This window comes from Vibrio brasiliensis LMG 20546 (assembly GCF_000189255.1).
Lineage (GTDB): Bacteria > Pseudomonadota > Gammaproteobacteria > Enterobacterales > Vibrionaceae > Vibrio > Vibrio brasiliensis.
In genome coordinates this window covers 18,582-38,371 of sequence record NZ_AEVS01000055.1, presented here as the reverse complement: position 1 = coordinate 38,371, position 19,790 = coordinate 18,582, and the positions used below count along the sequence as shown (strand labels likewise).

The 19,790-nt window shown below is 46.4% G+C and carries 15 protein-coding genes and 1 tRNA gene; 5 read left to right on the top strand and 11 right to left on the bottom strand.

Annotated features, from left to right (window positions below):
- Positions 1-58: 58 nt before the first annotated feature.
- The 7 genes from RH46_RS09575 to pncC all read right to left on the bottom strand — a co-directional run bounded on the left by RH46_RS09575 (position 59) and on the right by pncC (position 7,005).
- Positions 59-151 (bottom strand) — tRNA-Ser (locus tag RH46_RS09575).
- 183 nt (positions 152-334) lie between these two features.
- Positions 335-532: a carbon storage regulator CsrA gene (gene csrA / locus RH46_RS09570; RefSeq protein WP_004415691.1), complete on the bottom strand. Its 198-nt coding sequence runs from the start codon at positions 530-532 to the stop codon at positions 335-337.
- 92 nt (positions 533-624) lie between these two features.
- Positions 625-1,812 (bottom strand): aspartate kinase, encoded by a 1,188-nt coding sequence (locus RH46_RS09565; protein ID WP_006879227.1) that lies wholly within the window; start codon positions 1,810-1,812, stop codon positions 625-627.
- 196 nt (positions 1,813-2,008) lie between these two features.
- Positions 2,009-4,591 (bottom strand): alanine--tRNA ligase, encoded by a 2,583-nt coding sequence (gene alaS, locus RH46_RS09560; protein ID WP_006879226.1) that lies wholly within the window; start codon positions 4,589-4,591, stop codon positions 2,009-2,011.
- Between the two features lie 143 nt (positions 4,592-4,734).
- On the bottom strand, positions 4,735-5,199 hold the full coding sequence (recX, locus tag RH46_RS09555) for a recombination regulator RecX (RefSeq protein WP_006879225.1): 465 nt from the start codon (positions 5,197-5,199) through the stop codon (positions 4,735-4,737).
- Between the two features lie 75 nt (positions 5,200-5,274).
- Positions 5,275-6,318: a recombinase RecA gene (gene recA / locus RH46_RS09550; RefSeq protein ID WP_006879224.1), complete on the bottom strand. Its 1,044-nt coding sequence runs from the start codon at positions 6,316-6,318 to the stop codon at positions 5,275-5,277.
- A 195-nt stretch (positions 6,319-6,513) separates the two neighbouring features.
- Positions 6,514-7,005: a nicotinamide-nucleotide amidase gene (gene pncC, locus RH46_RS09545; protein WP_006879223.1), complete on the bottom strand. Its 492-nt coding sequence runs from the start codon at positions 7,003-7,005 to the stop codon at positions 6,514-6,516.
- An 85-nt stretch (positions 7,006-7,090) separates the two neighbouring features.
- Here pncC and mutS point away from each other — a divergent pair, with 85 nt between their 5' ends.
- Positions 7,091-9,655 (top strand): DNA mismatch repair protein MutS, encoded by a 2,565-nt coding sequence (gene mutS, locus RH46_RS09540; RefSeq protein ID WP_006879222.1) that lies wholly within the window; start codon positions 7,091-7,093, stop codon positions 9,653-9,655.
- Between the two features lie 50 nt (positions 9,656-9,705).
- Here the strand turns inward: mutS and lptG are convergent, their stop codons facing one another.
- Together lptG and lptF are read right to left on the bottom strand one after the other, a co-directional pair.
- Complete coding sequence (gene lptG, locus RH46_RS09535; protein WP_006879221.1) at positions 9,706-10,776, bottom strand: LPS export ABC transporter permease LptG; 1,071 nt, start codon at positions 10,774-10,776, stop codon at positions 9,706-9,708.
- A gap of 3 nt (positions 10,777-10,779) precedes the next feature.
- Positions 10,780-11,883 carry an LPS export ABC transporter permease LptF gene (gene lptF, locus RH46_RS09530; RefSeq protein WP_006879220.1) on the bottom strand — a complete coding sequence of 368 codons (1,104 nt, stop codon included), beginning with the start codon at positions 11,881-11,883 and terminating at the stop codon, positions 10,780-10,782.
- A gap of 191 nt (positions 11,884-12,074) precedes the next feature.
- Here lptF and pepA point away from each other — a divergent pair, with 191 nt between their 5' ends.
- The 4 genes from pepA (at position 12,075) to RH46_RS09510 (ending at position 18,027) form a co-directional block, all read left to right on the top strand.
- Entirely contained in the window at positions 12,075-13,583 is a 1,509-nt protein-coding gene (pepA, locus tag RH46_RS09525; RefSeq protein WP_006879219.1) for a leucyl aminopeptidase, read from the top strand.
- 72 nt (positions 13,584-13,655) lie between these two features.
- Complete coding sequence (locus RH46_RS09520; RefSeq protein WP_006879218.1) at positions 13,656-14,105, top strand: DNA polymerase III subunit chi; 450 nt, start codon at positions 13,656-13,658, stop codon at positions 14,103-14,105.
- Positions 14,106-14,324: 219 nt separating this feature from the next.
- The gene (locus tag RH46_RS09515; protein WP_006879217.1) at positions 14,325-17,183 is read left to right on the top strand and encodes a valine--tRNA ligase; all 2,859 of its coding nucleotides are present in this window, start codon (positions 14,325-14,327) and stop codon (positions 17,181-17,183) included.
- A gap of 127 nt (positions 17,184-17,310) precedes the next feature.
- A complete protein-coding gene (locus tag RH46_RS09510) occupies positions 17,311-18,027 on the top strand; it encodes a substrate-binding periplasmic protein (RefSeq protein ID WP_006879216.1) in 717 nt (238 codons plus the stop codon).
- A gap of 6 nt (positions 18,028-18,033) precedes the next feature.
- Here RH46_RS09510 and RH46_RS09505 read toward each other — a convergent pair whose 3' ends face one another.
- Together RH46_RS09505 and rluA are read right to left on the bottom strand one after the other, a co-directional pair.
- Positions 18,034-18,996 (bottom strand): D-2-hydroxyacid dehydrogenase, encoded by a 963-nt coding sequence (locus tag RH46_RS09505; RefSeq protein WP_006879215.1) that lies wholly within the window; start codon positions 18,994-18,996, stop codon positions 18,034-18,036.
- 31 nt (positions 18,997-19,027) lie between these two features.
- Positions 19,028-19,765, bottom strand: coding sequence for a bifunctional tRNA pseudouridine(32) synthase/23S rRNA pseudouridine(746) synthase RluA (gene rluA, locus RH46_RS09500; RefSeq protein WP_006879214.1), 738 nt, complete (start codon positions 19,763-19,765; stop codon positions 19,028-19,030).
- Positions 19,766-19,790 lie beyond the last annotated feature (25 nt).

Sequence of the window (19,790 nt, the reverse complement as noted above, 5' to 3'; positions counted from 1 at the left end):
AGTTGTTTTAAAGCTGTTCCGAAGAACAATTCTTCTGATTAAAGAAGAAGTGCAAGAATGGCGGTGAGGGAGGGATTCGAACCCTCGATACGGCTACAAACCGTATACTCCCTTAGCAGGGGAGCGCCTTCAGCCTCTCGGCCACCTCACCGTCTTGCGGAGGCACATATTACGATTTACCAAAAATATGTCAAACACTTTCTTGGCAAAAACGGCAAAAAATCTTTCAACCGTTGGCTATTTAATCAAAGCGGTGCTAATTCGCTCTTTTTACAGTAAATAGGTTCCTTCCAACAACAAAAAAGGCTGACAAAATGTCAGCCTCTTTGTGTAATTAGTAGTTGCCAGATGCAACGTTACCATTACCTTTTTCTGCCTGAATGCGCATGTAGATTTCTTCACGGTGAACAGACACTTCTTTCGGAGCATTTACGCCGATACGTACTTGGTTACCTTTAACACCCAGTACAGTTACTGTTACTTCATCACCGATCATTAGAGTTTCGCCAACGCGGCGAGTTAAAATTAGCATTCTGTGCTCCTTGAGTAATCTCTGATTTATCTTGCTACAAAGCTATTATCCAACAAAAGTTATAATTTCGTAAACTCTATTGTGGCTCGAATCTAGCCTAAAAAGGCATGTTTTTGTTGGCAATCGAGTGCCTGCGCAGACGTAATGTAAGCATCATGCAGTATGTTCGCCGCTTTGTCGACATATTCAGGTGATAACACAAGCATCAGCGATTGTGGATTCACTGCGTAATGCTCGACGTCTATCCCCTGCTCTGTAAGCAAAGCGTATGACCTTTCAACCAGTCCTTCGACATGAAGACCTACTGCGGTCAATAAGCTTACCGATTCACTATTACGGATTTTATCGCTGAAAACCAGTTCCAGTTTTGCATAAGCATCGCGTTTTATCACAACACCTACCCATTCTGCATGCTCGATCACATTCCAGATCGTTACACCGATCATCTGACACTGTGTTTTCAATCCGCAAATGGCATCTTTCTCAATTTTGATCAGACACATATCTCGCTGGATCGCCACACCGCACACCGATGACTGACACTCTTCTCCTTTAACCAAACTACCGTTATTGGTATCAAAGGTAGAGAGAACTCGCAGAGGAACATTGTTCTTCCAGGCGTACTGCACTGATGGTAGGTGAAGAACTTTTGCGCCCTTACGTGCCATCTCTTCCATTGAAGGAAAGTCTATGACATCCAATTTCTGCGCAGAAGCAACAACTCTAGGATCGCATGTGTAAATACCGTCAACATCTGTAAATATCTGACATTCATCAGCATTTAGCGCTCCAGCCAGCGTTACAGCACTGGTATCAGAGCCTCCACGACCTAGTGTGGTGATGTCCCCATTTTCATTGATACCCTGGAATCCAGCTACTATCACAATCTGTTCTTGCGCTAATAACTGCTTTATAGCAGAAGTATCAATGTGCTTAATCGTCGCATCATTGTGCTGATTGTCAGTCACAATGCTTGCCTGTGCTCCGGTAAGTGAACGCGCTGCGTGACCCATTTTGTTTAACGTCATTGCTAATAGGGCCATCGACACCTGCTCACCAGCAGAGAGCAAAACATCAAGTTCTCGGGCTGTAGGAACGCTATCTATTTGTGTAGCAAGTTCCATGAGCCGGTTTGTTTCTCCTGACATTGCAGAGACAACAACAACAACCTGATTACCATCATTTTTCGCCTTTATGATGTGTTCGGCTACCGTATGAATTCTTTCAATTGAACCCACCGATGTTCCACCAAACTTTTGCACGATAAGGGGCTTTTTCACCAGTCTTCACCTTCCCAAGACCAAAGTCTCATTCGAACCACATTCAATATGTTGAATATTGTCTGCAGTAGTAATAACAAAAACCAAGTGACTCTATTGGCTGCCGTTACCTTAGCCAATTAAACCACTTGGTTAGCTCAAAAAAATTACGCTCAATCAAAGATCTGATTGAGCGTAAATATTTAACAAATTAAATTTATAGGCGTTCTTCTAGCCATGGCTGCACAGATTGGATTGCCGCTGGAAGTGCATCAACATCACTACCACCTGCCTGAGCCATATCTGGACGACCACCACCTTTACCACCAACTTGCTCAGCAACCATCTTAACAAGGTCGCCCGCTTTAACTTTACCGATAAGGTCTTTCGTTACACCCGCGATGAGGCCAATTTTGCCATCATTAACGTTCGCCAGCATAACAACACCACTACCCATTTGGTTCTTGATGTCGTCAACCATAGTACGTAGGTTCTTGCTATCAGCACCTTCCATACCAGCGATCAGTACTTTAACGCCGTTGATTTCCTGAGCTTTACCCATGATGTTTGCACTTTCTGCTGCAGCCATCTTGTCTTTTAGCTTCTGAATTTCTTTCTCTAGCGATTTCGCTTTAGTTGCTGATTCAGCCAGTTTCTCTTCGTACTTAGCTTGTTGTGCTTCAATTGCATCTAGTGCAGCTTCACCCGTTACCGCTTCAATACGACGAATACCCGCTGCAATACCACCTTCTGAAGTGATCTTGAACAGACCAATATCACCAGTGTTTGACGCGTGGATACCACCACAAAGCTCAGTTGAGAACTCACCCATCGACAGTACGCGAACTTCATCATCGTACTTCTCGCCGAATAGCGCCATTGCACCTTTCTGCTTCGCTGACTCAATGTCCATCACGTTAGTTTCGATAACGTGGTTACGACGTACTTGAGCATTAACCAGACGCTCTACTTCTTTAAGCTCTGCCGGCGTTACCGCTTCCAGGTGAGAGAAGTCGAAACGTAGGTTTTCAGGCTTAACTAGTGAGCCTTTCTGCGTTACGTGTTCTCCCAGCACTGTACGAAGTGCTGCATGTAATAGGTGAGTTGCAGAGTGGTTTAGTGAGATTGACGCACGACGCTCAGCATCGACAACCGCTTCAACTTCATCACCTTTCGCTAGCACACCTTCAGCAAGTACGCCGTGGTGAGCAATCGCGTTACCCAGCTTTTGAGTATCTTCTACTTTAAATAGACCAGACTCAGTCTTCAGTACACCCGCGTCACCACACTGACCGCCTGATTCTGCGTAAAATGGCGTTTCTCCAAGAATGATGATCGCTTTATCGCCTGCAGACAGAGATTCAGCTGCTTCACCTTCAACAAAGATCTCAGCCACATTGCTGTTACCCTGAGTGCCAGTGTAACCACAGAACTCAGTTTCAGCTTCAGTTTTGATAGTCGCGTTGTAGTCAGTACCAAACTGGCCTGCTTCACGAGCACGCTGACGCTGCTCTTCCATCGCTTTCTCAAAACCTTCTTCGTCAATTGCGAAGTCACGTTCACGAGCTACGTCGTTAGTAAGGTCTGCCGGGAAACCGTAAGTATCGTAAAGCTTAAATACTGTTTCGCCATCAAGTACTTTACCGTCTAGGTTGTCTAGCGCTTCATTCAGAATCGCCATACCACGCTCTAGAGTACGACCAAAGTTCTCTTCTTCGATACGTAGAACTTTCTCAACAACCGCTTGTTGCTTCTTAAGCTCTTCGCCTGCCGTACCCATGACTTCTGCAAGAACACCAACAAGTTTGTGGAAGAATACGCCCTTCGCACCAAGTTTGTTACCGTGACGAACTGCACGACGGATAATACGACGTAAAACGTAGCCACGGCCTTCGTTTGAAGGCATAACACCATCAACAATCAGGAATGAACATGAACGGATGTGGTCAGCAATAACGCGTAGAGATTGGTTAGATAGGTCTTCGTAACCGATAGTTTCTGCAGCCGCTTTGATTAGCTTCTGGAACACATCGATTTCGTAGTTAGAGTGAACGCCTTGCATGATTGCAGAGATACGCTCAATACCCATACCTGTATCAACAGCAGGCTTAGGCAGAGGTTCCATCGTGCCATCAGCATGACGGTTGAACTGCATAAATACGTTGTTCCAGATCTCGATGAATCGGTCACCATCTTCTTCAGGTGTACCAGGACGGCCACCCCAGATGTGCTCACCGTGATCGTAGAAAATTTCTGTACAAGGACCACAAGGGCCTGTGTCACCCATAGTCCAGAAGTTGTCTGACTCGTACTGCTTACCGCCTTCTTTATCGCCAATACGTACGATACGGTCGGCAGGAACACCTACTGTTTTGTTCCAGATTTCAAATGCTTCGTCATCTGTTTCGTAAACGGTTACGAGCAGACGATCTTTTGGCAGTTGTAGTGTTTCAGTCAGGAACTCCCAAGCAAACGCAATCGCGTCTTCTTTGAAGTAATCACCAAAACTGAAGTTACCAAGCATTTCGAAGAAAGTGTGGTGGCGAGCTGTAAAACCTACGTTTTCCAGATCGTTATGTTTACCACCCGCACGTACACAACGCTGAGCCGTAGTTGCTCGAGTGTAGGCACGCTTTTCGGCGCCTAAGAAGCAATCTTTGAATTGGTTCATACCTGCGTTTGTGAATAGCAGGGTTGGATCGTTATGTGGAACCAACGATGAACTGTCTACGATTTGGTGTCCTTTGCTTTCAAAGAACTTAAGGAACGCGTTACGAACCTCATCAGTGCTCATGTACATGCAGCTCTTCCTGAAAAATAGTCGAGTTAGAATTTTGCGCTATTGTAGATCATGGTTAACGCTACGACTAGTTTTCTCGCAGAAAAGAGACATCTGATTCTACAAATCACGACAAATCTGCAGATTAGGTGACTAATTCGCGATTAATCCTCGCTATCCGAGTTAAGGGCATAGCTGATTTGTTCAAAACTATAACCACGATATTGCAGGAATCGGACTTGTTTGGCGTACTCTTTTGCGTCTTTGGCCTTAATACCTTTAAATTTCTTCTCCGCAGCACTTTTTGCAAGCTCAAACCAGTCCTGAGGCTCTTCTTCCATCGCTTTTTCAACCGTCGACTCGGATACACGCTTTTGATTAAGCTCCTGACGAATTCTTCTCTCTCCATGCCCTTTATAGACATGCTGACGAATCTGGCTTTTTGCGTAGCGGAGATCATCGAGGTAGTTATGATCGAGGCAAAAATTAATCGCTTCCTCGATCGCATCCTCTTCGTAACCTTTTAGCGACAGTTTTTGATAGAGCTCGTATTCACCATGATCACGACGACTCAGTAACTGAATGGCCGCCTCTTTGCTCGATAAGGTGGGTGGTTTTCTTTGGAACATGGCTAACTAAATTTTCAAATTCTAGATACAACAAAGCCCCGCATATGCAGGGCTTAGGGAGTTATTGAGAACGGTTTATAGTTCTTCTTCTGGCATTTGACCTAGTTCAGCGTCTTCTGGCTGAACTTCAGCTGGTGAAAGCAACATTTCACGTAGCTTAGAGTCAATAGCTTTTGCTGCATCAGGGTTGTCACGTAGGAACTTACCTGCGTTTGCTTTACCTTGACCGATCTTATCACCATTGTAGCTGTACCAAGCGCCCGCTTTCTCAATAAGCTTGTGCTTAACACCAAGGTCGATTAGCTCACCTTCACGGTTAAAGCCTGCACCGTACAGGATTTGAGTTTCTGCTTGCTTGAATGGAGCAGCAATCTTGTTCTTAACTACTTTGATGCGAGTTTCGTTACCGACAACTTCGTCACCTTCTTTGATAGAACCAGTACGACGGATATCTAGACGAACAGAAGCGTAGAACTTAAGTGCGTTACCACCAGTGGTCGTTTCTGGGTTACCAAACATCACACCAATCTTCATACGGATCTGGTTGATGAAGATACACATACAGTTAGATTGCTTTAGGTTACCTGTTAGCTTACGCATCGCTTGAGAAAGCATACGTGCTTGAAGACCCATATGGCTATCGCCCATTTCGCCTTCAATTTCAGCTTTAGGAGTCAGAGCCGCTACTGAGTCGACAACCATTACGTCGATAGCGCCTGAACGAGCTAGTGCGTCACAGATTTCTAGCGCCTGCTCACCAGTATCTGGCTGAGAAACAAGTAGAGCATCGATATCTACACCAAGTTTCTTAGCATAAACAGGATCAAGAGCGTGCTCAGCATCGATAAAGGCACAAGTTTTACCCTGCTTTTGTGCTGCTGCGATACACTCTAGTGTTAGTGTTGTTTTACCAGATGACTCCGGACCGTAGATTTCTACGATACGACCCATTGGTAGACCACCAGCACCTAGTGCGATATCCAGAGAAAGTGAACCAGTAGAGATTGTTTCTACATCCATTGCGCGGTTATCACCAAGGCGCATGATTGAACCTTTACCGAATTGCTTTTCAATCTGACCTAGCGCAGCGGCGAGCGCTTTCTGTTTGTTCTCGTCCATCACTTTCTCCAAATGACTCATCTATCGTGTGCTGATGAATATCAATCAAATTCTTCCGCTCAGCGTTCTTCACTAAGCAATCAATGAAAGTCATTATACTGTTGATTCATACAGTGTCTATAGCTGTATGGATTTTTTTGAAATTTGATGATATCCATCTGATTTTTATTAAGTTTAAATTGCAACCAATGATTATCAACTGTGACTAAGCAATTTTTCATACAGTACTTTCAACGCGGTCTCTACCGCTTGTTGGCGCACTTGACTTCGGTCACCTGCAAAGTGATAAGTGGCGACTTTCAGCCAACCAGTTTCATCAGCCCAACCAAAACACACCGTACCCACGGGCTTATCTTCAGTGGCTCCACCAGGCCCAGCAATGCCACTAATTGAAACGCCAATATTGGCATTAGAATTGGCCACAGCCCCTTTCACCATCTCTTCTACCGTTTGTTCGCTCACAGCACCAAAAGATTGCAGAGTCTGTTCAGTGACACCGAGCATTTCCATTTTTGCTTCATTGCTGTAAGTGATAAAGGCGCGATCAAACCAGGCGGAACTGCCAGCAATATCGGTAATCGCCGCAGATACGCCTCCACCAGTGCATGACTCCGCCGTGGTCAGAACCAAATGGTGCTGATTGAGTAACTCACCCAACTGTTGCGACAGAATTTGCTGTGATTCCATGTCTAAATACCTCTATTGCATCTTTTCGCTTAATGGCTATTCACGTATCCTAAGCCGCAATAGAAATAAACGAAAGACGTTGCCCGTGAAAGCTGAACAAAAACACACTCCCATGATGCAGCAATATCTTAAGCTCAAAGCTGAGAATCCGGATATTCTGCTGTTCTACCGTATGGGAGACTTCTATGAACTCTTCTATGACGATGCTAAGCGCGCATCTCAGCTATTAGATATTTCTCTCACCAAACGTGGGGCATCAGCGGGCGAACCTATTCCGATGGCGGGCGTACCCTTCCATGCAGTGGAAGGCTATTTAGCCAAATTAGTCCAGCTAGGTGAATCGGTCGCTATCTGTGAACAGATTGGCGATCCAGCAACAAGCAAAGGCCCTGTTGAACGTGCAGTGGTACGAATTGTGACTCCGGGCACCGTAACCGATGAGGCTTTGCTTTCAGAGCGTTTGGATAACCTTATCGCGGCGATCTATCACCACAATGGCAAGTTCGGTTACGCGACCTTAGATGTCACTTCTGGCCGATTCCAGCTGATGGAGCCAGAAACCGAAGAAGCGATGGCAGCTGAGCTGCAACGAACCGCGCCACGTGAACTACTCTTCCCGGAAGACTTCGAACCAGTTCAGTTGATGAACGGTCGCAACGGTAATCGCCGTCGCCCGGTATGGGAGTTTGAGCTCGACACCGCCAAGCAGCAGCTGAACCAACAGTTTGGCACTAAAGATCTGGTTGGCTTCGGCGTTGAACATGCCAAGCTAGGTTTATGTGCTGCTGGCTGTCTGATCCAATACGTCAAAGACACCCAGCGTACTGCTCTGCCCCATATTCGTTCTCTCACTTTTGACCGTCAGGATCACTCTGTCATTCTCGACGCAGCGACGCGCCGCAACTTAGAGATCACGCATAACCTTGCTGGCGGAACAGACAATACGCTAGCAGAAGTGCTCGATCACACCGCAACTGCGATGGGCAGTCGTATGCTAAAGCGTTGGCTACATCAACCAATGCGTGATATCGATACGCTTAATCAACGCCTCGACGCTATCACTGAAGTGAAAGAGCAAGCGGTTTACGCTGAACTACATCCAGTGCTCAAACAAATCGGCGATATCGAACGTATTCTTGCTCGCCTGGCTTTGCGTAGCGCTCGACCTAGAGATATGGCTCGATTGCGCTTTGCTATGCAGCAACTGCCTGAACTTGCAGACTGTATGGGTAGCCTGAGCAACTCATATCTGGCTAAGCTGGCTCAATTTGCCGCGCCGATGGACGATGTTTGTCAATTGCTGGAACGTGCAATTAAAGAGAATCCTCCAGTGGTTATTCGTGACGGTGGCGTCATTGCCAGCGGCTACAACGAAGAGCTAGATGAGTGGCGTAAGCTGGCTGATGGTGCAACAGAGTATCTGGAACAACTAGAGCAAGAAGAGCGTGAGCGCCATGGCATTGATAGCCTAAAAGTGGGTTACAACAACGTTCATGGTTTCTTTATCCAGGTCAGCCGTGGACAAAGTCACCTCGTGCCTCCTCACTATGTTCGCCGTCAGACATTGAAAAATGCCGAGCGCTACATTATTCCTGAGCTGAAAGAGCACGAAGACAAAGTTCTCAACTCTAAATCAAAAGCGCTTGCGGTCGAAAAACAGCTTTGGGAAGAGTTATTTGACCTGCTGCTACCTCATCTGGAACAGATGCAGAACCTGGCATCGGCTATATCGCAAATCGATGTACTGCAAAACCTCGCCGAGCGAGCAGACAGTCTCGACTACTGCCGCCCTAGCCTGACCAAGGAGGCGGGAATTCAGATTCAGAATGGTCGCCACCCTGTGGTTGAACAGGTAATGGATGAACCATTTATCGCCAACCCGATTGAACTCAACCCAAGCCGTAAGATGCTGATTATTACCGGCCCGAACATGGGTGGTAAATCAACCTATATGCGCCAGACCGCTCTGATTGCATTAATGGCACACATAGGTTCTTATGTACCGGCAGAAGCGGCTCAGATAGGTTCAATCGATCGTATCTTCACCCGAATCGGGGCATCGGATGATTTGGCCTCAGGTCGTTCAACTTTTATGGTTGAGATGACTGAAACCGCTAATATTCTTCATAATGCGACAGCTAACAGCCTGGTATTGATGGATGAAATTGGTCGCGGTACCAGTACCTATGATGGTCTCTCTCTTGCCTGGGCAAGTGCTGAGTGGCTAGCAAAACAGCTAGGTTCAATGACCCTGTTCGCTACCCACTATTTTGAACTGACTGAGCTACCGAACCAGATCCCTCACCTGGCTAACGTTCACCTCGACGCGGTAGAACATGGTGACAGTATTGCCTTTATGCATGCTGTACAGGAAGGTGCGGCGAGCAAGTCGTACGGTCTTGCTGTTGCTGGGTTGGCTGGGGTACCTAAGAGTGTGATTAAAAATGCTCGCGCTAAACTAACTCAGTTAGAACAAATCGGCCAAGGCAGCAACACATCAAGTGTCTCTCCTGCCGTCGATATTGCTAACCAACTGAGTTTAATTCCAGAACCGAGCGAAGTAGAGCAAGCGCTATCTAATATTGATCCTGACGACCTGACACCAAGACAGGCTCTTGAAGAGCTCTATCGTCTGAAAAAGCTTCTATAAAGCAGACAAAAACGGCAGCCAATTGGCTGCCGTTTTTAATACATCTAGGGTTAAAGTTTTCTGCGTAACAACATCAGTGCGATAGTCAGGAACACCAAACTTGGCATCACAGCACCAAACACTGGTGGGATGTTGTATACCAGACTTAACGGACCAAAGAACTCACTGGAAATGTAGAAGGTGAAACCTGCAATAACACCCGACAGAATACGTGCTCCCATCGTCACGCTACGCAGCGGACCGAATATAAACGACAGCGCCATCAACATCATCACAGCAATGGAGAACGGCTGCGTCACCTTACGCCAGAAAGCCAGTTCATAGCGTGATGGGTCCTGCTCTGACGCTTTAAGGTAAGTAACGTAATCATATAAGCCACCTAACGATAACTCTTCCGGCTTAACAGTGACCACTGCTAACTTATCTGGGGCCAGGGATGTCGTCCAACTATACTCCGGCAGACTTTGCTTGGAGATTTCCACTTCATCGACCATTTCGGTCAACTGAACGTCTTTCATCTTCCAGGTATTATCCGCAACGTATTCCACCGTAGCAGCATGAACAACACTCTCAAGACGCTTCTCCTCATCAAAACGCCACATGTTCATTGCGTAAATCTTGTCGTCTTCTACTTTGCCGATAAAGATAAAGTCATTGGCATCACGCGCCCAAACACCGGTTCGCACCGACAGGATTGCGCCACCAGAAGTAGCAAATGCACGTAAGTCACGCGCCATTTTCTGTGCCTGAGGTGCGCCCCATTGACCAAGCAGGGTCACAAGTACCATTAGAGGCACCGCGGTTTTAAGCACAGACATACCGATGTTTAGCTTAGAGAAACCTGCCGCCTGCATCACCACAAGCTCAGAGCTTGAAGCCAGCATACCAAGGCCAATCAAAGCACCCAGCAAAGCCGCCATTGGGAAGAACATTTCGATATCACGCGGGATACTTAATAGAACAAAGAGCAATGCCTGAATCAGATCGTAAGTTCCCTCACCCACTTTACGTAACTGTTCAACGTATTTGATGATCGCAGACAAGCCGACAAAAGTGGCCAGCACTAAAGATGTCGTGGCAATGATGGTTTTGCCGATATAGAGATCGAGAATTTTAAACACGACTTACGCTGCCTTCTTTCTTTGTCTTAATTTATCTTTAAAGCGGCGAACAGGAATGCTGTCCATTGAGTTAATGCCGATCGCGGTCAACAGTAGCGCAGCATTAATTGGCCACATACCAATAATTGCCGGGATAGAACCGTCTTCCAGTGCAGACTTAGTGGCACTAATCGACAGGAAGTAGGCTAAGTAGATCAGAATCGCTGGTCCCATTTTAGCAAATCGACCCTGACGCGGGTTAACTGCTGAGAGCGGCACGACTAACATGGTCAACAGCGGAATACAGACTACCAGCGAAATACGCCATTGTAGCTCTGCCTGAGCACGCGGATCTGGGTTCTTCATCAACTCCAGTGTCGGGATTGCTTCCCAGTCACGACCTTTGCGTTTGACATCTCGCTGACCAATCAGACCTTCATACTGGTCAAACTTTGTCACCATGTAGTCTACCCGCGTAGGTACACCTTCATAACGAGTCCCATCATACATGCGAATAACCTGACGACCATCGCTCAGCTCTTTAACTTCGCCTGACTGAGAAAATGAGACACTTGGTAATATAGAGTCACGTGGACGCATTTGAGCAACAAACACGTGTTTAAGCTGCTTACCATCGATGTCATCAATAAAGACGACCGATGAACCATCAGGCGTGCCCTGAAAATGACCTTTCTTCAACAAATCAACGCTGTTTTCCGCTTCTACTTCTTCTTGAAGTTGAACGAGCTTATCCTGGCTGTACGGCGAAAAAACAAACGAGTTAAAGCCAGCGATCACACCTGTGATAACCGCGAGGTATAAAGCAGCACGAATCAGAAACTTGTTACCAATGCCTGTGGCATTCATAACGGTAATTTCACTTTCCGCATATAAGCGACCAAAAGTAAGCAAAATACCCAAGAACAGACTCAACGGTAACATCAGTAGTCCCATCGACGGCATGCTCAATGCGACATAGTGCATGACCAAACTCGCGGGAATATCCCCATCCGAAGCATCAGCCAAAACTTTGATCAGTTTTTGACTAAGGAACACTAAAAACAGGATAAAAAATATCGCTAATTGGCTTTTGAGTGTCTCGCGGATCAAATATCTAACAATAATCACGCTGAAATTACCTATACAAAACTTGTTTTTTTAATTGAATCACTATAATTTCCCGTTGAACCTTTTATTTTTAAATTTTTTGGCTAACTGTTAATGCGCTTATTTAAGAATAGTTCCGAGTAAGGAATCAACAAGTAAGACGGCATTATCTAACATTTAGTTCTATTTGTCTTCAGGATGTAGGAGTACGCATGGAGTTCAGTGTAAAAAGTGGCAGTCCAGAGAAGCAGCGCAGCGCATGTATCGTTGTGGGCGTGTTCGAGCCACGTCGCCTTTCTCCAGTTGCTGAGCAGCTAGATAAAATCAGCGATGGCTATATCAGTTCACTACTTCGCCGTGGTGATCTAGAAGGTAAGCCGGGGCAAATGCTCCTGCTTCATCAAGTACCAGGCGTGCTGTCTGAGCGCGTACTACTAGTAGGTTGTGGTAAAGAACGTGAACTTGGCGAGCGCCAGTACAAAGAGATCATTCAGAAAACCATCAACACACTTAACGAAACAGGTTCTATGGAAGCCGTTTGTTTCCTAACTGAACTGCACGTTAAGGGCCGCGATACTTACTGGAAAGTTCGTCAAGCTGTTGAAGCAACTAAAGACGGTCTGTACACATTCGATCAATTCAAGAGTGTAAAACCAGAAACACGTCGTCCACTACGTAAGTTGGTATTCAACGTACCTACTCGTCGTGAGTTGAACCTTGGTGAAAAAGCTATCGCACACGGTTTGGCGATCTCTTCTGGTGTGAAAGCATCGAAAGATCTTGGCAATATGCCACCAAACATCGCTAACCCTGCATACCTTGCTTCTCAGGCACGCCGCCTGGCAGACGATTACGAGACAGTAACGACTAAGATCATTGGCGAGCAAGAGATGGAAAAACTGGGTATGACTTCATACCTGGCAGTTGGCCGTGGTTCGAAGAACGAATCTATGATGTCTATCATGGAGTACAAGGGCAACCCAGATCCAGAAGCAAAACCAATTGTTCTTGTTGGTAAAGGTCTAACCTTCGATTCAGGCGGTATTTCACTTAAGCCAGGCGAAGGCATGGATGAGATGAAGTACGACATGTGTGGTGCCGCTTCTGTATTCGGTACCATGAAGGCACTGGCTAAACTGAATCTGCCAATCAACGTTATCGGTGTTCTGGCTGGCTGTGAAAACATGCCGGGTAGCAATGCTTACCGTCCTGGTGACATCCTGACGACTATGTCAGGCCAGACCGTTGAAGTTCTGAATACTGATGCTGAAGGTCGTCTGGTACTATGTGATGCGCTAACTTACGTTGAACGCTTCGAGCCTGAGTGTGTTGTTGATGTTGCAACCCTGACTGGTGCATGTGTTATTGCTCTGGGTCACCACATCAGCGGTGTTATCTCAAACCATAACCCACTATCTCACGAGTTGGTTAACGCTTCTGAACAAGCGAGCGACCGCGCATGGCGTCTACCTATGGCAGATGAGTACCATGAGCAGCTGAAGAGCCCATTCGCAGATATGGCAAACATCGGTGGTCGACCAGGCGGTACTATTACTGCAGGTTGTTTCCTGTCTAAGTTTGCTAAGAAATACCACTGGGCGCACATCGATATCGCAGGTACTGCGTGGAAGTCAGGTGCAGCTAAAGGCTCAACAGGCCGTCCAGTCTCAATGCTTGTCCAATTCCTGCTTAACCGCAGTGGCCAAGAGACAGAGGAATAAACCTCAAAATCTTAAAAAGGGCCGCAAGGCCCTTTTTTATTTCTCTGCCTTTGTGCAAAAAAGGAGCAGACCATGGCGAACGCAACGTTTTATCTCATTACTGAAGAGTCTCATCAGGCAACGCCTGAAGGGTTTGAAGAGTATATTCTGTTTCTCAGTCGTCACTTTGCCAAGCAAGGGGCAAAGGTCTACCTTAATTGCAATAACAAAGCACATGCAGAACAGATAGCTGAACGTTTTTGGCAAGTCGATAGCAGCGAATTTATGGCCCATAATCTAGTCGGAGAAGGCCCAAGATATGCAACCAATATCGAGATTGGATATCAAGGAGTCAAGCCTTCCTGGAACAGGCAATTAGTAATAAATTTGGCTGAAAATGAGACAACCTTTGCGAACAAGTTTGCTGAGGTGGTAGACTTCGTTCCTTGCGAGGAAAAAGCCAAGCAACTGGCGCGAGAAAGATATAAAATCTACCGCCAAGCTGGTTACCAGCTACAAACGATCGAAATCAAACACAATTAGCGGTCAATCCTTATAGTTAAGCTCTCCATCTAGAGAGTTCACTTATAATGATTGACTAAGATTTACCATCAACCAGATAAGATTTTCTCTAAATAGCTGGGCTTAGAGCAAGGCAACCAATGAGTAAATCCCTATCAAAATACATTGAGTATTTGATTCGGGTTTGCGAGTACAGTTAGCGCCGCTATCAGCCCAAGTATGACGAGAAAAAAGGCGACTATGGAAAAGACATACAACCCAACTTCAATTGAACAGGCTTTATACCAAGCTTGGGAAGAGAAAGGCTACTTCAAGCCACACGGTGACACGACTAAAGAAGCGTACAGCATCATGATTCCGCCACCGAACGTCACTGGTAGCCTACATATGGGCCACGCGTTCCAAGACACCATCATGGATACTCTAATCCGTGCTGAGCGTATGAAAGGTAAAAACACGCTTTGGCAGGTTGGTACTGACCACGCTGGTATCGCGACTCAAATGGTTGTTGAGCGTAAAATCGCTGCTGAAGAAGGCAAAACAAAGCACGACTACGGCCGTGATGCTTTCATCGACAAAATCTGGGAGTGGAAAGGCGAATCAGGCGGCACTATCACTAAGCAGCTACGTCGTCTGGGCGCATCTGTAGACTGGGACCGTGAGCGTTTCACTATGGATGATGGCCTGTCTAATGCAGTTCAAGAAGTCTTTGTTCGTCTATACGAAGAAGACCTAATCTACCGCGGTAAGCGTCTGGTAAACTGGGATCCTAAGCTTCACACTGCAATCTCTGATCTAGAAGTAGAAAACAAAGATAAAAAAGGCCACATGTGGCACTTCCGCTACCCACTAGCGGACGGCGTTAAAACTGCTGAAGGTAAAGACTACATTGTTGTTGCGACTACTCGTCCTGAAACAATGCTTGGCGATACTGGTGTTGCTGTTAACCCAGAAGATCCACGTTACAAAGATCTGATCGGCAAAGAAATCATTCTTCCTATCGTTGATCGTCGCATCCCAATCGTGGGTGACGAACACGCTGATATGGAGAAAGGCACTGGTTGTGTGAAAATCACACCTGCGCACGACTTCAACGACTACGAAGTTGGTAAACGCCACCAGCTACCAATGATCAACATCCTGACTTTCAACGCAGACATCCGTGATGCGGCTGAAGTATTCACCACCAACGGTGAAGCAAGCGATGCATACTCAACAGAGCTACCTGCTAAATACCAAGGTATGGAGCGTTTCGCTGCACGTAAAGCGATCGTGGCTGAGTTTGATGAACTGGGTCTTCTGGAAGAAGTTAAAGATCACGATCTGACGGTTCCTTACGGTGACCGTGGCGGTGTGGTTATTGAGCCGATGCTAACTGACCAATGGTACGTTCGCACAGCACCACTAGCTGAAACAGCAACAAAAGCTGTTGAAGATGGTGAAATCCAGTTTGTTCCTAAGCAATACGAAAACATGTACTTCTCTTGGATGCGTGACATTCAGGACTGGTGTATCTCTCGTCAGCTATGGTGGGGTCACCGAATCCCTGCATGGTACGACAACGACGGCAACGTATACGTAGGCCGCACTGAAGAAGAAGTTCGTGCTAACAACAACCTTGCACCTGTTGTCGTTCTACGCCAAGACGACGACGTACTAGATACATGGTTCTCTTCTGCACTATGGACCTTCGGTACACAAGGTTGGCCAGAAAATACTGATGATCTGAAAACATTCCACCCTTCAGACGTACTAGTAACGGGTTTCGATATCATCTTCTTCTGGGTTGCTCGTATGATCATGATGACGATGCACTTCTGTAAAGATGAGAACGGTAAACCACAAGTACCATTTAAGACGGTATACGTTACAGGTCTAATTCGTGACGAGAACGGCGACAAGATGTCTAAGTCTAAGGGTAACGTTCTTGACCCAATCGACATGATTGACGGCATTGACCTTGAGTCTCTTGTTGAGAAGCGTACTGGTAACATGATGCAGCCTCAACTTGCAGCGAAGATCGAGAAGAACACGCGTAAGACGTTTGAAAACGGTATTGAACCATACGGTACTGATGCACTGCGTTTCACTCTGGCAGCAATGGCTTCTACTGGTCGTGATATCAACTGGGACATGAAGCGTCTGGAAGGTTACCGTAACTTCTGTAACAAGCTATGGAACGCAAGCCGTTACGTACTAATGAATACAGAAGAGCAGGATTGTGGTTTCAACGGTGGTGAGATCGAGTACTCACTAGCGGACAAATGGATCGAGTCTCAGTTCGAGCTAGCAGCGAAAGAGTTCAATGGTCACATTGATAACTTCCGTCTGGATATGGCTGCAAACACAATTTACGAGTTCATCTGGAACCAATTCTGTGACTGGTACCTGGAGCTGACTAAGCCTGTTCTTTGGAAAGGTAACGAAGCTCAGCAACGTGGCACTCGTCGCACGCTAATCACAGTTCTGGAGAAGACACTTCGTCTTGCTCACCCAGTAATTCCATACATCACGGAAACTATCTGGCAGAGCGTGAAGCCTCTTGTTGAAGGTGTTGACGGTGACACTATCATGCTTCAGGCTCTTCCTCAGTACGACGAAGCGAACTTCAACCAATCAGCACTTGATGACATCGAGTGGGTTAAGTCATTCATCACTAGCATTCGTAACCTACGTGCAGAGTACGACATCAACCCAGGTAAACCACTTGAAGTTATGCTGAAAGCGGCAAGCGAAGAAGACGCGGCTCGTCTTGAAGCGAACAAGCAAGTTCTTGTTTCTCTGGCGAAGCTTGAGTCTGTACGCGTACTTGACGCAGGTGAAGAAACGCCAGCGTGTGCAACAGCACTAGTTGCTAAGTCTGAGCTGATGATCCCTATGGCTGGTCTAATCGACAAAGACGCTGAGCTTGCTCGTCTTGATGGTGAAATCAAGAAAACTCACGGCGAAATCAAGCGTATCGAAGGTAAGCTGGGTAACGAAGGTTTCGTTGCTAAAGCGCCGGAAGCGGTTGTTGCTAAAGAGCGTGAGAAGCTAGAGGGCTACAAAGAGACTCTGGTTAAACTTGAAGAGCAGAAAGCGACCATCGCTGCGCTTTAATCAAGTTACTCATTGCTAAAGAGTTAAGGCTGGTCATCACGACCAGCCTTTTTATTTGCCTCTATATCATCAAACAAGTCTGGTTGGTCTAGTTTTAATAGAGAGACCAATCAAAGTGGGAGTCTGCATGAAACGCTGTTTACCTTTAATTTTCTCACTGCTTTCACTACCTATTTTGGCCGCTGATGAAGACAAAATCATCAAAATTGCAGCTGGCAACTGGCCACCTTTTATAGGCCAACAGTTGGAAGATTATGGTTATGTAGGGAAACGAATCTCGGACGTTTTTGCTGAGCAAGGCTATCAGGTTGAGTTTCATTTTTTTCCATGGAAACGTGCTTATAAGCAAGCTAGCGAAGGCAAATTCGTTGCAACTGCGGTGTGGATGTTTGCCGAAGAGCGCACCGAACACTTTATGTTTAGCAACCCTGTTGCTCAGGAGCAGTTTGTCTTCTTTCATCGCAAGGACAAACCATTCGAATGGCAAAGCTTAGCGGATATCGAAGGTAAACATCTTGGCGGAGGCCTCGGCTATAGCTACGGTTCAGCGCTAGACCGCATGCTGGAGGAGGACAAGCTCACCATCAACCGTGTTGAAACTCCTGAGAAAGCCTTTCAGCTCCTCAAGTATCGGCGTGTAGAGTTAGTTCCGGAAGAGAAGCACATCGGAATGTTTGCCTTAAGTAAACAGCCAATCGAGACTCAGGAGTTAATCACCTATAACCCCAAACCTTTTTTAAGTAATGACAGCTACCTGATGTTTTCCAAAGCACATCCGCAGGCTAGCACGTTGTTGGAAGTGTTTAATCAGGGACTTAAAAAGATTAAGCCCCTGGAGGATTAGAGTACCTTAGACAACTCGATTCTGTTCGCGACCTTCAATAAATGCAGCGATATTATCCATCAAGATATTGGCCAGGCTCTGAATAGAAGAATCACTTCCCCAGGCAACATGTGGTGTTAACAGCAGGTTCGGCAGGTGCATGTTGGCAATTAGCGAGTTGGATTCATCAGCTGGCTCGTCGGTAAATACGTCCACACCGGCACCTCTAATCACTCCCTCTTTCAGTGCATCCACTAACGCTTCTTCATCAACCAATCCACCTCGACCAGTGTTAATGACGATACTGGTAGGCTTCATTGTCGCCAGTTCCTGACGACCAATAAGATGACGAGTCTCATCATTTAGCGGGCAGTGCAAAGTCAACACATCCGCTTGCTCAAGCACCTGCTCAAATGGCAGATGCCCCTGTCGACATTCACTAGCGCCTTTACGCTCAGAAAATATCACCTGCATACCAAGCGCCTTTGCCAGTGCAGCTGTTGCCTGGCCTAAAGCCCCACTCCCAATCACTCCTAAAGTAGAGCCAGCCGTATCGCTGATTGGATGAGTAAAGAAACAGAACTGTTTGTTACGCTGCCATTCACCTGCCGCGATATCGTTGTGATAGCCCTTTAGGTTGCGCTTCAAAGCGAACATCATCGCAACAACATGTTCAGGGACCGACTGGGTGGCGTAGCCCTGCACGTTGGTCACTGCGATCCCATGTTGGCGACAGTAATCGATATCGACATTGTTAAAGCCAGTCGCCGAGACCGCCACCAGCTTAAGATTGGTCAGTTGGCTTAAGATATCCTTATCTAATACCACTTTATTGGTGATGATGACTTCTGCTTGATGAGCACGTTCAACCACTAATTCAGGCGAAGTAAAATCATACTCCTGCCAGTGATGCTCAAATGGAAGGGATGGCAACTCAATCTGAGTTGGAATAGTTGCGCGATCAAGAAATACAACCGTAGGCAGCGACATTGGACCTCCTTGTGCTGCCTTAATTGTTCAGTTATTGATTTGGCAGCGTTTTATAGTCAGGTAATTCTTTTACTGGATTGAAATAGTTAAAGATTACGCTTTCTGCTTCAAGATAAAAGTCACATGGGACGAAGATAGTTTGCAGTAGTTCACTATCAGGGTGGTAAAAGCTCAGTTCAGCCGCATGCAGCTCAAGTCGTTCAGAAAACTCAAATGCCTCCCCTTCAGAGTAAAACTCATCGCCAACAATAGGGTGCCCTAAAGCCTGCATATGAACTCTTAATTGATGAGAGCGTCCTGTTATCGGCAATAGTCGGACAATCGACGTTTTCTCTTCACGTTTCACAACCTGATAGCGAGTCTGGGAAGGTTTTCCATGCTCAAAACAGACTTTTTGTCTTGGTCGGTTTGGCCAGTCACAAATCAGCGGCAAATCGACTTCGCCTTCATCTTGTTGTGGATGCCCCCACACTCTCGCGTAGTAAACCTTATGGGTTAAGCGATATTGAAACTGCTTCTTGAGCGAGCGCTCCGCCTGTTTGCTCTTTGCCAATACCATCAGGCCCGAGGTATCCATATCCAATCGATGTACGACCTGAATATCAGGATAAGTCTCAACCAGTCGCGACCACATACTGTCATAGTGCTCTTCCAGTCGGCCGGGTACCGAAAGCAGGCCAGATGGTTTGTTCACTGCCAGGATCTGTTCATCTTGATAGATGATATCAACCCAAGGGTCTGTCGGTGGGTTGTACTCTAACATTGCCATACTACTACCTAATAAAAACCCAGCA

Excerpts from the sequence above, each read along its gene's own strand:
- csrA (WP_004415691.1), bottom strand. The coding sequence starts at position 532 with ATGCTAATTTTAACTCGCCGCGTTGGCGAAACTCTAATGATCGGTGAT.
- alaS (WP_006879226.1), bottom strand. The coding sequence starts at position 4,591 with ATGTACATGAGCACTGATGAGGTTCGTAACGCGTTCCTTAAGTTCTTT.
- recX (WP_006879225.1), bottom strand. The coding sequence starts at position 5,199 with ATGTTCCAAAGAAAACCACCCACCTTATCGAGCAAAGAGGCGGCCATT.
- recA (WP_006879224.1), bottom strand. The coding sequence starts at position 6,318 with ATGGACGAGAACAAACAGAAAGCGCTCGCCGCTGCGCTAGGTCAGATT.
- pncC (WP_006879223.1), bottom strand. The coding sequence starts at position 7,005 with ATGGAATCACAGCAAATTCTGTCGCAACAGTTGGGTGAGTTACTCAAT.
- pepA (WP_006879219.1), top strand. The coding sequence starts at position 12,075 with ATGGAGTTCAGTGTAAAAAGTGGCAGTCCAGAGAAGCAGCGCAGCGCA.
- RH46_RS09520 (WP_006879218.1), top strand. The coding sequence starts at position 13,656 with ATGGCGAACGCAACGTTTTATCTCATTACTGAAGAGTCTCATCAGGCA.
- RH46_RS09515 (WP_006879217.1), top strand. The coding sequence starts at position 14,325 with ATGGAAAAGACATACAACCCAACTTCAATTGAACAGGCTTTATACCAA.
- RH46_RS09510 (WP_006879216.1), top strand. The coding sequence starts at position 17,311 with ATGAAACGCTGTTTACCTTTAATTTTCTCACTGCTTTCACTACCTATT.
- RH46_RS09505 (WP_006879215.1), bottom strand. The coding sequence starts at position 18,996 with ATGTCGCTGCCTACGGTTGTATTTCTTGATCGCGCAACTATTCCAACT.
- rluA (WP_006879214.1), bottom strand. The coding sequence starts at position 19,765 with ATGGCAATGTTAGAGTACAACCCACCGACAGACCCTTGGGTTGATATC.